The sequence below is a fragment of the Acinetobacter sp. B51(2017) genome, from assembly GCF_003711395.1.
Lineage (GTDB): Bacteria > Pseudomonadota > Gammaproteobacteria > Pseudomonadales > Moraxellaceae > Acinetobacter.
In genome coordinates, this window is sequence record NZ_PJRJ01000042.1 from 1 (window position 1) to 15162 (window position 15162).

The window sequence follows — 15162 nt, forward strand, 5'->3', positions numbered from 1 at the left end:
TCTGAGTTTATGTACGAATCGTGGTGCTGTACATGATTTCGAACTCTTCAAACGCAACTTGAATCAGATTCCTGCAGGTGCCTTTATCCTTGCAGATAAAGGTTATCAAGGGATCTATACAGTATATTCAAATAGCTTATTGCCATTAAAAGCAAAAAAGCGCTGCAAACTAGATCTGGAGCTAAAATTTTACAATCAAGAAATTAATAAAAGAAGAATTGGGGTTGAGCATGTATTTGGCAGTTTAAAAACCTTCAAAATCCTTGCCGAGCGTTATCGAAACCGAGGAAAAAGACTCGGATTAAGATTTCATTTGATCGCGGGCATCTACAATTTGGAGCTGAGTAAAAAATAACTTATGAAAGAAGTCTAATATATTGAGTTTATGTCGATATTATAGGAGGGGTGGCATAAAGATTAGGACTATATGGGAAATTAATCAAATTCACATATCTTTCACAACTATATTCTTTATATTGTAATTTATACGTACTTCAATAATGGATTGAACATGTTTAGAAAAATTGGATTAATCAGCCTATTTTTTATTCCTGTAATTTCTTCAGCTGCTGAACAACAACAAAGACCGCCAATAGGTAAGCCTCAGGGACTCAGTATAGGTTTAGGAATGGTGGGTAATAGTGGTGTATATATTGGTGAAAAAACTGAAGTTATACCAGTGCCAGTCATTTCTTACGAATCCGACCGCTTTTTTGTACGAGGTTTAACCGCTGGTACGCAGGTATATGCTGAACGATTTTTTGCTGTAAATGCGATTACCAGCGCCAATATGATGAATCTTGATGTTGGTGACTTAAGTGCAAGTAAACTTAGCGCTAAAAATATAAATAAATCACAACTAGAAGATCGCGATCGTAGTGTTGATTTAGGATTGGAAGGCATTGTTCGATTACCATATGGCATCTTCTCCATGCAGGCGGTGAATGATATTGGTGGTGCAAGTGATGGAACAGAAGTAAGGCTTAATTATCAATATCTTTGGAGACTAAATCCTCAACTGACACTAATACCAAATCTAGGGGTAGATTGGTTATCAGACAAACGTGCAAATTATTACTATGGTATTTTGGGAGCTGAAGTTGCTCGTGGTATCGATGCTTATCAGCCAGATAATGTTTTTATTCCACATGTCTCCTTGAATGCCAATTACAAGCTTACAGATAAGGTTAGTGTCTCAGGCGTGGCGATGCAGAAATTTTTGCCTAATAATGTGAAAGAGGGGCCACTAATTGATAAAAGCTCTTCAACTAATTTCTATGTGGGAGTTTCTTATAAATTCTGGTAGTGTTCAGATATGCCGTGCTATCCACCTGTCTTGCCTATCCTGATTATATTTCAATGACAATAGATGCAAGGTAGCTGCATAGCTCTCTTGCTTCTTGAAAAAGCTTAAAGTTTTACGGGTGAATCGTCCTAAACGATTTCTTAACGTCGCATTGAAGCGCTTAACATGGTTGGTTAGGCTTGTACGCTTTCCTACAGAATGTGTATTTGGATCAAATATTTCCGTATAATTTGACCAATAATTACTATAGGTTGCTCAATTAAAATAAAACTTGGGAATATGACTGTGTAGATATGTACATGCTTTAGTGTTATGTTGAACACAGACATAAGTAACCATTGAAGATGTCAAACGACAGAGAACAACCCAAAACCAAACCTAATGAAAACGGGTTTTTACAAAGTTCTATAGTTCATCCATTTCTAGAACATTTATTGGATCAGCCCCCAGCAAATCGTCACGTAGTCTTTGATGAGTTACTTTTTTATCCATCCGATCAGTGTTTCAGGTGCCACCCCAAAATAAGCTTTGTATGCCCCGTAAGCTACTTCTTTAAAGATAGGTACCTATAATTAACTATTTTTGCTTTTCTGTGTGTTTTATTTTAGGTTTTAGCACACTAGAGCGACCATAGTCTTCCCAATGGAATGGTATATTGCTGCTTTTATTGTGAACATCTTTTAAAGATGTTGGGTGATTGGTAGTGTGTACAAAGTTAAGTAATGGTTTCCATAATCACTTTGGGTGGATTTACTTAGGTTTATTTGATAGCCGTTTTACAAAAATACGTCGATTTTGAGCACTACCTAAATTTCTTAGTCATAATTCAGGTTAATTATTAATGAATTAAAAAGTTGACAATTCACGCATTATTTAATAAATATGTGTTTTATATATCAGATTCTTTATAATTTCTTATTGTTTAGTGTAGTTAAATTTTACTTTTAGATTATGTTTATGTGATATAAGTAATTAATATTAAAAGATTAATTTAGGTATTTTTGCTTAAAATACCAACATTATGCCTATGTCTTACTTGTTTGATTAAAAATGTCATTCATTTTTTTCTTGGTTTTGACATAATAAAAGTGGATATCGATCATAAATACTTAGAATTTTAATGTTGAATTTAAAGTTTAAAAAAAGGATTTTGGGCTTATTTTTTATATGTTCATATAGTTCATCTATATTTGCTAATGAGCCTTTACCTGAGTCTGTTGTTGCAGATCAATTTAACCGTCAACTACAACGCGACCAAGCATTGGAAAAGCAGCTTCAGCCTACTGCCAGTGTGCAAACAGGTCTGGAAAAAGGATTACAAGAAGAGCCGCAGCTACGATACTTACAATCCAACAGTGAAGACCTCTGTTTTGAAATTAAAAAATTTATTTTAACGGGGAAAAATGCCCGTGAATTTACCTTTGCCATGCGTCCGGTCATTCAAGGCGAACACAATTTAATTGGCCGTTGCATTGGTGTGCAAGGCCTAAATCAGGCGTTGGATCTGATTCAAAACCGAATCATTAGCCGCGGTTATGTCACCACCCGTGTAATGTTACCGCAGCAGAATATTGCTTCAGGTGAAATTCAGCTGCAGGTGATTGCAGGTAAAGTCGATCAAATTCAATTTGCCGAAGGTACCTCAAAACGCGCGCATAAATTCAATGCACTGCCGGTCAAATCTGGCGATATTTTAAATATCCGCGATATTGAACAGGGCTTGGAAAATTTCAAGCGTGTACCCACGGTAGAAGCCGATTTTAAAATTTATCCATCTGCCCAGCGTAACCAACCAGGCTACAGCGACTTGGAGTTGGCTTGGCAACAGTCAAAGCTATACCGCATTCACTTAGGTATTGACGACGCCGGTTCAGAATCGACAGGTAAATATCAGGGCACAGCAACACTGTCTTTAGACCATCTTTTTACTGCAAATGATCTGTTTTTTGCTAGCTATAATCATGATTTAGGTGGTGGTGATTCAGGAAAGCGCGGCACAGATGGCTACTACCTCAGTTATAGCATTCCAATGAAATATTGGCTGCTCAGCACAAGCTTAAGCCAGTCAGATTATCACCAGACTGTGGCAGGCGCTAATCAAAGCTATGAATACAGCGGAAGAAGCAGGCTGTTCAGCGCAGACTTATCGCGTGTGATTTACCGCGATGCACACCGTAAAACTACGGCTTCTGTTGGTGGTTGGGCGCGTGAATCTAAAAACTATATCGAGGATGTGGAAGTGGAGGTACAGCGCCGAAAAACAGCGGGCTGGCAAGCCAGTTTGGCGCATACCGAATATTTGGCTAACGCAACGCTCAATGGGGCTGTGACCTATAAACGTGGTACGGGCGCATTTTCAGCGATGGAAGCGCCAGAAGAAGAATTTGGTGAAGCCTATACGCATGTGGGTATTTGGCAAGCCAATACCAGCCTGCAAGTGCCGTTCAAAGTAGGCAAGCAAAACCTGCAGTATTTAGCCGAATGGCGCATGCAGCATAGCCAAAAACCGCTGACGCCGCAAGACCGTTTTTCCATTGGCAACCGCTATACGGTGCGTGGATTTGACGGTGAGCAGACCTTAATGGCAGGTAACGGCTTTTTAGTGCGTAACGAATTAAGCGGCTCAATGTTCAAATTGCCGATGCAATGGTATGCAGGCATAGACTATGGCGAAGTGGGGGGACAAACCACACGTGAACCGAATCCTTTAGTGGGGACTAGCTTAATGGGCGCTGTCTTGGGCTTGCGCGGCCAAATGTTAAAATCAGTCAGCTATGACGTTTTCGTTGGAGCACCTTTGAAAAAGCCAGATGGCTTTAATACTGATGATTATACTACAGGCTTTAGCCTAAACTGGATGTATTGAATCAATACATGACTGAGTTAGAAATTGGTTTATTCAGATGAAATTTGAAAATGTAGATGTTATTTCGCCGGCGCTTTTTCCCGCGGAGCAATGGAATGAAGCTGAAGTGTTAGGTGCAATAACTTGGCTATGGTTTGTCTCTGAAAACTGTACACATTTATCCGTTTCAGATATGGGCTTACAGGTAATACCAACCATTAAAAGCCGTCAATTTGCACTTTTAAGTCAAAACTCTCAGCCATTGGGCTATATCTCATGGGCAAATCTTGATGAAAATCAAGAGGCTGAATACGTTCATTCTGAGCGTTGGATATATACACATCCAAATTGGGATAGCGGGGACCGCATGTGGCTGATTCATTGGTTCGCGCCGCATGGACACAGCAAATTAATGAAACGGATAATTGAAAATTACTTATTCCCACAACAATGTCTTAGAGCGTTATATCACAAAGGTGATATTCATGGACTCAAAGTCATGAATTTTCATGGGAAATTAGTTGAAAAAACGGCAGCTGATGCTTGGATTAGGCAACATCCTATTTTAGCTAAAAAGCATTGACTCAATGAATCTCAACACAATTGAATATTAAGAAATAAGGCATACCATCATGAATAAGAATCACTATCGCATTATTTTTAGCGAAGCTCGGAGCATGTTTATCGCAGTTGCAGAAATTGTAAAAAGTAAAACTAAAGCTGCCGGACAAACTACTGCTACCGGTGATAGTGATTCAGAGCAAACAGCGTCCTTGATTCTAAGTATTTATAAAAAATTAAACCCCTTGAATTTTGCTGTAGTTAGCTTACTCGGTGCTGTAGTTTATACTTTACCGCTCAGTAGTATGGCGAATACACAAATTATTGCCGACAAATCAGCACCGAGCTCACAGCAGGCGACTGTTCTGAACAGCAGCAATGGCCTCACTCAAGTGAATATTCAAACGCCAAGTGCTGGCGGGGTTTCACGCAATACCTATACACAGTTTGATGTCGGACAAGAAGGCGCGATATTAAACAACTCGCGCAATAATGTGCAGACCCAACTGGGCGGATGGGTGCAGGGCAACCCATGGCTTGGAAAAGGCGAAGCCAAAGTTATTTTAAATGAAGTGAACAGCAGCAATCCGAGCCAGCTGAAAGGTTATTTAGAGGTTGCGGGTAAGTCTGCACAAGTGGTGATTGCCAATCCATCGGGGTTGGTCTGTGACGGCTGCGGCGTAATTAATGCTGACCGTTTCAGCTTGGCAGCGGGCCAAGCCGTGGTGAATCAGGGGTATTTAGAATCATTCCGTGTACGTGATGGACAGGTGACGATTGAAGGCAAAGGCCTTAATGGCAGCTTAACGCCGTACACCGATATTTACGCACGTGCCTTGAATGTCAACGCTGGTCTGTATGCCAATGAGCTGACTACGGTGCTGGGCCAAAATGATATTGATGTCAAAGACCAAACTGCGCCTAAAGCTAACGCAGTCAATGGTCAGTCTTCTGTACAGACTGCAAAGCCTGATTTCGCGCTGGATGTTGCACAGCTGGGCGGCATGTATGCAGGCAAGATATTTTTGGTGGGTACAGAGGCTGGCTTGGGTGTGCGTAATGCAGGCTCGATCAATGCCACTGAAAATCAGCTGACCTTGAATGCCAATGGTGATTTAGTCAATACAGGCAACATCGTTGCGAATAAAGATCAGATTGCCATTCAAGCGCATAATGTGGTGAACAGCGGCAATATCAGCAGCACAAAAAGCAAAATTCAAGTAGATGCGGCAGACATTCAGAATAGCGGATTAATTGCGACCAGTGATGAACTCAAACTCAATGCTCAGGTTAAGATCAATAACGATACTGGAGTAATGAATGCGGGACGGATTGATCTTAGCGCGCAGAACTTAAGTAATGCTAAAGGTCAAATACAGCAAACGGGACAGCAAGAGCTGAATCTCACAGCTAAAAAATTAGATAATAGTCAAGGTGTGATTGGGCAAGCGTCGAAAAATAATACCCCAGGCAATCAAACAGATACAACAGCACCACCTATCACAAACCCAGAACAAAACTCATCTGCACAAGACAGCAGTTTAATTACGGTGGTTGAACCTGTTGATTTAACGCTAAAAACATTTGATGCCGGTCAAATTCAAATTGTCCAAGACATTCATAATGTGTCAGGACAAATTTTAAATAATGCGGATATTGGCCTGAAGGTAGAGGGCAGCATTATAAATAATAGCGGTGCAATTCAGCTTCCTGAATTGCAGTTCAATGGACAAAGCTTTGAAAACCAAAACGGTCAACTCATTGCTCAAGTGGTGAATATCACTGCACACAATGTGGATAACCAAAAAGGTTCCATGATTGCAGGCGAAAGCTTTGATCTTAATGCGGTGCAAGTGAACAATACATTAGGACGATTGCAAAGCAGCAAGAATCTTAGCTTAAAAGCGGCGGGGCTTGAGAATAGCCAAGGCCAAATTGTCGCGGGGCAGCAATTAAATATTGATGCTTCACAGCTTAATAATAGTAAAGGCATTATTGCTTCTGCTGAGAGCGATGCGGTCCTGAATACGGACCATTTAAATAATGCCGAAGGTGAAATTTTAGCGCAGAATCTTAAGCTTACAGCACAACAGCTCTTAAACCAGCAGGGCAATATCTACGCTGCAAAAAATGTGCAAATTGAGGCTGCTGATGTAGACAATAGCAATGGGCAAATTGCAGCTGAACAAGCGCTCAAGATCAATACGCAGTTCAATGCCTTGAACAATCAAAGCGGAAAAATGATCGCCAATGTGGTTGAATTAAATACAGGCCTATTAAATAACCAAGCGGGTCTCATCCAAGGGAAGCAGTCGGTTGAAATTGATACCAACAACAATGTCTTAATCAATAAGGATTCGGGCAGTACCGCAGGCATACTCAGCCAAGGCAGTTTAGACCTTGCCCATGTGAGCCAGCTTGATAATAGCAAGGGTTATATTGCCTCTGGTGGTTCAGCGCAAATAAGCACACAGAACCTAAATAACAATGCCGGTCAAATCAGCAGCCAAACCGATTTAAACATCCAGCAGCAATCAGCGGGCGGACGAATTGATAACACCGCTGGACAAATCCAAGCCCAGCAAAATGTTCATTTGAATGCAGACACGATTAATAACAGTGGAGCAGGAAGCCATATTGCTGCAGGCGAAAAACTGACTGCAGCAGCCAATCAAGTATTCAATGCGCAAACCAAAGATGCAGCCGTGATTGGCGGTTTTGATGCAAAAAATATTGAGATTACTGCAGCCGAATTGAATAACCAATCTGGCGTGATTCGTGCGACGGATCAAGCCAATTTAAACCTAAGCGAGCAGCTGAATAATCAGTTAGGCATGCTGAGCAGCCTCAATGCTTTAAATATTGGCACATCAAATAAAACACTCAGCGTCAATAATGCAGGTGGAGAACTGTTGGCGAAAAACCAATTGAATCTCAAAGCGAATGAACTGATGAATCAGGGGGAAATCATCAGTGAAGGCAATATTGATATTGATCTGAAACAAGGCTACACCCATACCAAAGATGACCAAATCTTAGCGAATGGGACATTGAAGCTAAATACTGAAAATGATTTCGTGAATCAGTCTGAACTAAGCGCGGGTCAAAAACTACAAGTAAGCGCGAAAAATATCCGCAATGAAACAGGCGCGAGTCTTTCAGCACATGATACGCATTTAACCGCACAAGATACAGTTCATAACCAAGGCTTAATCAATGGTGAACTCACCCATATCCAAGCCAATCAGGTGTGGAATGATGGAGCCCGTATTTATGGCAGCCATGTGGCGATTCAAGCAGATACCTTAGACAACAAATCAAATGCTGCTGGTATAGGGGCTGTGATTGCCTCACGCGGAGACATGGATTTAGGCGTGAAAGCGCTTAATAACCAGTCAGGCGGGGCTGTAAAGGAGAAAGCACAAGACAATGCTTGGATCTTTAGCGCAGGCGATTTAAATATCGGCGGCAGTTTAGATCTAAATCTGAAAGCCCAAGGCAGTGCGGATCAAATTTATAATGGCAGTGCGAGAATTGAATCACTTGGAGATATGTATTTAGGTGCCAAAGAGATTCAAAATACCAATGAAAATTTGGTGATTGAACTGATTGAAAAGTCCCGAGAAAAAATAACTGAATATGAAAAAAATGGGCAGCGTTGGGATTCGAAAGTCATTAAGCTTACAGATAGCGGTGATGCTGATGATGCGGTACTATGGGTACCCGCGGTTGAAGGCGGTGAAGCTACAAAAGAAATAGGTGAGGATTGGACACACTATATTTATACCAATATCCATAGTGAGGAAGAAGTTCAGACGACGAGTCCAGCTCAAATCATCGCTGGAGGGAATCTTGGCTTTGATGCTGATACTTCATTTAATAATAAAGATAGCCAAGTGCTGGTTGGTTTAGCGATTACCAGCGGATTGGATAAAATTAATAATAACAACACCGATTTGCATCGTGTAGATACGGTTGCGCCAGGCGGATTTAGTCAATCACATACAGTGGGCTGGAATTCAAAAGGGACAGAGCATCGCAATAAATGGGGGGATGAAGTAACTTATCAGCCAGCCCCAGTTGCTGCAGTTTTACCAGTTAAACTGGGAGAGGTTAAAGAATATACGCAAAGTCAGGGCAATATTGATCCGACTGAACAGCTGAATACCCAAACGGTACAACGCAATATTGATGCGGCAAATACAGTGGTGACGGGGCCATTGACCAGCCAGCAGCCTGAAAGCCAAGATGTGAGCATCCGAACAGTCGAACAAGATCATTTGACCCTGCCTAGCAATGCATTATATATCACGGCAAAAGACAGCCAAGCGCAATATATTATTGAGACTGATCCAGCATTTGCCAATTATAAAAAATGGCTTTCATCAGACTATATGTTGGATGCGCTCGGGCTTGATCCAGCCATGCAACAAAAGCGAATTGGTGATGGTTTTTATGAACAGCGTTTAGTACAAGATCAAGTTGCTCAGCTCACAGGTTTCCGTTTCTTAGAAGGTTACGGTTCCGATGAAGAGCAATACAAAGCTTTGATGAACAATGGATTATCATTTGCTAAACAGTATGGATTACGTGTAGGGGTTGCACTCTCAGAAGCACAGGTTGCTCAGTTGACCAGTGATATTGTCTGGCTAGAAGAGAAAACGGTAAAACTTGCAGATGGAAGCACAGCTAAAACACTAGTGCCGCAAGTTTATGTCAAAGCCCGAGAGGGGGATTTAAAACCTGATGGAACGCTAATATCTGCAAACTCAATCAATTTAAAAGTACAAGGAAATGTATTTAATTCAGGGACGATTGCAGGTCGTCAAGCAGTTGTTTTAAATGCGGATAATGTTGAGTTGATGAATGGCCGAATTCAGGCAAATCAAGTCGGGATTACAACTCAAAAAGATTTAAATATTGTCGGTGGACAGATTCAAGCAGAAAAAACAGCAGATTTAAATGTTGGCGGGAACTTTAACTTAAGCAGTTCAATTCAAAACAGTCAAAATATAGTCGGTGAGAGTGCCTTTACGTATATAGGCATAGACCGTGTAGCTGGAATTTATACTAAAACACCATTGAATCAAGTATCTACAGATACTGAAAACTTAACCCAAACCATTACAATCCGTGTGGGTGGTGATGCCAAATTAGTGGGTTCGGAAATTCAGAATGCCAATGGTCAAACGTCTATCCAAAGCCAAGGCGATTTAACCATTGGGGCAATTCAGACGGGCATTAACAATAAGGGTTATGCAAATAAAGATAATTTTAATTATGAGAAAAAGCAGGAAGATATTGGCTCCGTGCTTCAGAGCGCCGGCGACACACGCCTACAAGCTGAAAATATCACGGTGAAAGGTTCACAAATTTCCAGTGAGCAAGGTTCGACTATCCTATCAGCCCAGCAAGATATTGATATTTCAGAAGGCAGAAAGTTATCGGATACAGAGCAAGCATTTAAAGTTAAAGAGAAAGGCATATTAAGTACGAAGTTAAGTCAAAGTCATGTGCGCAACATGAGTAATGAAGCGATTGTTAGTACTTTAGATGGTAAAAATGTCATTTTAGATGCCAATAATCTTGATATCCGAGGCAGTAATGTCGTTTCAGATGAGCTGACTCAAATTCAAGCGAAAGAAAAAATTAAGATCAGTGCTGCAGAAAACCAGTATGCGAATGAAGCAGAATACAGTATTAAAAAATCTGGGTTAAGTGCAAGTTTCTCAGATGGCGTAGCAAGTGTTGGCTATGGAAAGTCAAATATAAAACAAGATGACAAATCTCAATCGACATCGCTCACACAAAGCTTAGTGAGTAGTGTAAATGGAAATACCAACATTATTGCAGGTAAAGATTTGACTGCAGAAGCTTCAATCATAGAAGCAGGTAAAGACATCAACCTGATAGGTAAAAATGTCCACCTTGATGCTGCGGATGTTCAGCAGGACACTCAATCTAAATTTGAGAGTAAGAGTTCAGGTATCTCGATTGGCTTCACCTATAGCGGTGTAGCGGCAGCAGCGGCCTCTGCGAAAAAGAGCCAAGACAATAATGACTTCTCGGACAGTGCAGTTGGCAAAATCATGTCCAGCGCAGAAACTGTGCGTAAAGCGACAATGGCAGCAACTACACCTGTTGTCTTCCAAGCACATAACCAAAAAACCAGCAAAACTAAAGATACGAGTTCAACTCAATCTGTAGGTACAGAAGTCAAAGCTGGCGGGAATTTAAATATTATTGCCACAGAGGGTGATATCCGTAGTCAAGGCGCGAAAATCTCGGCCGAAGGCGATGCATTGCTACATGCCAAAAACAATGTTGACTTGTTAGCAACCCAAAATACTGAAAGCCAAACCGCGGACTCTAAACGTAAAGGCTTTAGTATTGATAACCGAGACCATATAGCCCCGCTTGGTGTTTATAATGACAAAGAAAAAGCCAATGGTGGTTTGGTACAAAGTGTAGGTACAGAACTTTCTGTAGGCGGCAAAACCACAATAAAAGCCGATGATGGCAATATTAATATTGTGGGCAGTAAAGTGGTCTCTACAAATGACCTTGTCCTGAATGCGGGCAAAGACGTAAACATCAAATCAGCGCAAAACAGCTTTAACCAAAGCGAAGATAAAAAGGGCAAAGGCTGGGGAAGTGCACAAATCTCAGATACAGAACGCTTTGATGGTTACATGGCAAACCAAAACAAGGCGAATAATGAACGTGTTAGCCAAGAACGTAGCCAAGTGGGCAGTTTAAATGGTAGTGTCAACATCAATGCTGGTAACAACTATAACCAAAAAGTAGCCGATGTCGTTGCAGGTAAAGATATCAACATTACCGCAAAAAACATCAGCATCGTCGATGACCAGAATACAGGCAGTGACAGCCAATCGAGCAAAGACCTCAAAGTAGGTGTATTTAGCCGAATTACATCGCCACTCATTGATTTAATCAATGCAGTCGATAATGCCGGAAAGAGTAAAGCTGATGACCGCACGAAGGCCCTGCAAGGCCTTGCAGCAGGAGCTCAAGCCTACCAAACAGCCAATACGATTAATAATGTACAAAAAGACATTGCTGCACTTGCACAAAATTCGGATGCTGTGACCTCAAAAGCGGCATTGTTTAAAGCTGAAGCAGGCGTAGGCTTTAGCACCAGCAAGAACAACCAAGACAACAGTTATTCAACATCACAAGGCAATGTACTTAATGCAGGCGGCAACATTAACCTGACCAGTACAGAGGGAGACATTCACCTTAAAAATACGCAAGTAAATGCCAAAGATAAAATTAGTCTGGATGCAGCCAAAGACATCTTACTTGAATCTGGACAAAGCAAAGAATATGCAGATGGCAAGAACAGTAATGCAGGTGCACAAGTAGGTGTGGGTGTATCGGTAGGCGCGCAAACAGGCGTATATGTTTATGCAGAGGCAGGTTATGGCAAAGGCAGCAATCACTTAGAAAGCACCACACATAACAACACGACACTCAATGCAGATAAAATCAGCATCAAGAGTCAAGGCGATACTACGCTGAAAGGCGCACAAGCTACGGCCAACCGCATAGATGCAGATGTGGGCGGAAACTTAAACATCATTAGCCAACAAGATACCTTAGAGCAAAATAGCAAACAAATGGGTGTAGGTGCACGTGTGCAAGTCTCGGCAGGCACAGCATGGGATGCATCGGGTAATTTTAATAACTCAAGCGCGAAAGGTAATTCTAAGAGTGTTAAGCAACAAAGTGGCTTATTTGCAGGGGATGGCGGCTACCATGTCAAAGCAGACCATGTTGATTTGCAAGGCGGCGCAATTGCCTCTACCGCTTCAAAAGAAAATAATGATCTCACTGCAAACAGTCTAAAATTCAGCAACATCGAAAATGAAAGCAGCCATAATGCAACGACACTGGCTCTGTCTGGCGGCACACGCTTTGGTGAGGAGAAAGGCAAAGACAGCACAAGTGCAGAATACACCAACAATGTGAATTGGAGAGACAGCACCACATTCAGTCCGACCTTGCCGCAGCAAGATAAAGACAGTGACAGCAGCACGACCTATGCCACGATCAGCGAAGGCAATATTAATATTGGTGGCAAAGATACTACAGTTAAAGAACAGGGTATCCATAGCGATATCAATACCGCGAACCAACAAATAGCTGAAGTTCCCGACTTACAGGCGATCTTAGACAAGCAAAAGATTGTTTCAGATGCAACGTCAACGATTGTTGCAGCAACACGTACCTATAGCCAGAACAAACAAGCCGAAGCAGAAGCACAAAAGCAAGCAGCAGAAGCTCAAGCAATTGACAAGTTAAAAGCAGAAGGTGGAGAAAAGTGGGCTGAATATAACAGTACAGAGGATTATGTAACAAAACAAAATCTGCTGAAAAATGCTTTACCAGCATACAAAGACGCAGCAGACCAAGCACAAACATGGGGCATGGGTGGTAATAGCAGTCGAGCATTGAATGCAGTGACTACAGCGATTACAGCAGCGTTGGGTGGACAAACCGACTTACAAGTGGTGACCAATACCCTAGCACCGTATGCAGCTCAGGTGATTGGAGGCCAGTTTGGTCATGGCACGGATAAGAACACCGCAGCACAGTTAGTATCTCATGCGATATTGGGTGCAACCCTCGCCTACATTAACGGTGGTGACCCAACGGCAGGCGGAAGTGCAGCAGTTGCGAGTGAAGCGGCAGCAAACTACTTAACCAACCAACTCGCAGAAAAATATAAAGATGATCCTAAGTACTCTGTAAATGGCGAGTTCCAAGCGAACTTACTATCAGAAATTGAGAAAGCGCAAATCAGAGATTTAACAGCAGGTATTGGCGCAGTGATAGGTGGAGCGGTAGGAGACTCGAGTTACAACGCGCAATTGGCAGGTGTGATTGGACAGAATGCAGTGGAGAATAATGGTTTTTCGATTATTGATGAGAATTATGGAAAGGTAGTTAAAGAAAATAAAAAAGAAAAATGGTCTTGTCCAACAGGATATATCTGTCCAATACCTGAAAAAACTTTGGGTGAAAAAACTCTACTGGTTATTAATGATTTAACAATAAGGCAGTTAGCAGCTGCAATGGGTGCAGAATATGACCCAATAACTAAGGAGCATTTGACTCCAAAGGAAATACAAGAAGCTAAAGTTGCAATGCTTGGTCTAGGTTTTTCTAAGACTTTAAATGGCCCTATTAAATTAACCGAAGAAGCAATTGAAAATATTGGGAAAAAATATGGCTCTAAGACTGCTGCTACAATTACTAATAATTTTTATCGAGATAATGATTCAATTACAGAAGCATTTAATTATGGGAAAACAATTTCTTTAGACCCAACGAAACTTTCGTTTTCTCAAGCCACTGTTTCTTATCAGAAAGGAGGACAACATTATAATTATGAGAGTATGGTTAAAAGCATGCAAAAGGATGGATGGAATGGCGACCCTGTTGATATTGTAATCATGCCAAATGGTACAGCTACGAGTATGGATAACACACGTATTTTGGCTGCACGTGAAGCTGGAGTAAATGTTCAGGCAAAGATTAGAGATTTTAATACACCCTTAAATTCCGCAGAAAAAATGCGTTTTAAATCAAATGGCGTCACACCAAATACATGGGGTGATGCTATTAAATTACGAATTTCTAGACAAGAAACTCAAAAAGGGACACCTGACGGATGGTCAATACAATTTCCTTATGGGAGTCTCTATGATCCTAAAATAGTAAAAAAATAAATAAATTAGTTATTAATATCAATATTTATTTAAGATTATATAGACGGTAATATAGAATGAAACAAATTAGTTTTAAACCATATTCACAGAAAGAACTACCAGTTGGATTTAAATATCCGGATAGTTATTTGAAGTTGTCATTAGATTTGGAGCATATAAATTCGATACCTTATTTTTCTTGGTGGTTTTCTGATGCAGAAAAACCTTTAGAAGAAATTACAAATATTTACTATATATTAACTGGAAAAAGAAATTTACTTGATTTTGCCCGAGATGGAGATTGGGCCGCATGCTTTGATTTAACAGATCATAGCGGTGACCCTAAAGTTTTTGTATATGATTTAGGGAATAAAGAGAATTTTTATGAAAAAGAAAATTTTGATGAGTGGTTGAGTTTTGTATTGAATAATATCTAAATATTTCTTAGAAGATGATAGAGTGAGACATAGAAATGCTCTAATATACGTTTGCTTACTAGTATGTTCTCAAGATGAATAAATAATAGACCTCTTGCGAAAGTGGTTATTGCAAGTTTATTCGGTTTACCAGTGCAGCAATTAAGTTAATACGTAAACCGAATCTTTTCCGTCTATTTCGATAGCGTTCACTTAATATTCTAAATGTTTTCAATTGACTATTGATGTGTTCGATCACAACTCGTATTTTTCCAATCAGTTTATTGTACTTTTTCTCAA

Annotated in this window: 7 protein-coding genes and 1 pseudogene; 6 read left to right on the forward strand and 2 right to left on the reverse strand. The window is 40.8% G+C overall.

The genetic code is table 11. The annotated features are described in order from the left end of the window. Window positions 1-355: transposase (locus CYK47_RS13820; RefSeq protein ID WP_164709217.1), on the forward strand; the 355-nt coding region annotated here is incomplete at its 5' end. A 156-nt stretch (window positions 356-511) separates the two neighbouring features. Beyond that, window positions 512-1306, forward strand: coding sequence for a MipA/OmpV family protein (locus CYK47_RS13825; RefSeq protein ID WP_122902391.1), 795 nt, complete (start codon window positions 512-514; stop codon window positions 1304-1306). Window positions 1307-1309: 3 nt separating this feature from the next. Here CYK47_RS13825 and CYK47_RS15840 read toward each other — a convergent pair. Continuing rightward, a pseudogene (locus tag CYK47_RS15840) lies at window positions 1310-1540 on the reverse strand (hypothetical protein); the annotation flags it as partial. An 886-nt stretch (window positions 1541-2426) separates the two neighbouring features. Here CYK47_RS15840 and CYK47_RS13835 point away from each other — a divergent pair. From CYK47_RS13835 to CYK47_RS13850, 4 genes are read left to right on the forward strand one after another with little or no spacing between them, the layout of a single operon-like run. Beyond that, the gene (locus tag CYK47_RS13835) at window positions 2427-4172 is read left to right on the forward strand and encodes a ShlB/FhaC/HecB family hemolysin secretion/activation protein (protein WP_122902392.1); all 1746 of its coding nucleotides are present in this window, start codon (window positions 2427-2429) and stop codon (window positions 4170-4172) included. 37 nt (window positions 4173-4209) lie between these two features. Continuing rightward, window positions 4210-4734, forward strand: coding sequence for a toxin-activating lysine-acyltransferase (locus CYK47_RS13840; protein ID WP_122902393.1), 525 nt, complete (start codon window positions 4210-4212; stop codon window positions 4732-4734). 49 nt (window positions 4735-4783) lie between these two features. After that, the gene (locus CYK47_RS15650) at window positions 4784-14467 is read left to right on the forward strand and encodes a hemagglutinin repeat-containing protein (RefSeq protein WP_122902394.1); all 9684 of its coding nucleotides are present in this window, start codon (window positions 4784-4786) and stop codon (window positions 14465-14467) included. A gap of 56 nt (window positions 14468-14523) precedes the next feature. Continuing rightward, window positions 14524-14883: an SMI1/KNR4 family protein gene (locus CYK47_RS13850; RefSeq protein ID WP_122902395.1), complete on the forward strand. Its 360-nt coding sequence runs from the start codon at window positions 14524-14526 to the stop codon at window positions 14881-14883. 106 nt (window positions 14884-14989) lie between these two features. On the opposite strand, the gene CYK47_RS13855 is transcribed toward CYK47_RS13850, so the two are convergent. Beyond that, the coding region (locus CYK47_RS13855) for a transposase family protein (protein WP_164709160.1) at window positions 14990-15162 on the reverse strand (173 nt) is incomplete at its 5' end.

Excerpts from the sequence above, each read along its gene's own strand:
- CYK47_RS13825 (WP_122902391.1), top strand. The coding sequence starts at position 512 with ATGTTTAGAAAAATTGGATTAATCAGCCTATTTTTTATTCCTGTAATT.
- CYK47_RS13835 (WP_122902392.1), top strand. The coding sequence starts at position 2,427 with ATGTTGAATTTAAAGTTTAAAAAAAGGATTTTGGGCTTATTTTTTATA.
- CYK47_RS13840 (WP_122902393.1), top strand. The coding sequence starts at position 4,210 with ATGAAATTTGAAAATGTAGATGTTATTTCGCCGGCGCTTTTTCCCGCG.
- CYK47_RS15650 (WP_122902394.1), top strand. The coding sequence starts at position 4,784 with ATGAATAAGAATCACTATCGCATTATTTTTAGCGAAGCTCGGAGCATG.
- CYK47_RS13850 (WP_122902395.1), top strand. The coding sequence starts at position 14,524 with ATGAAACAAATTAGTTTTAAACCATATTCACAGAAAGAACTACCAGTT.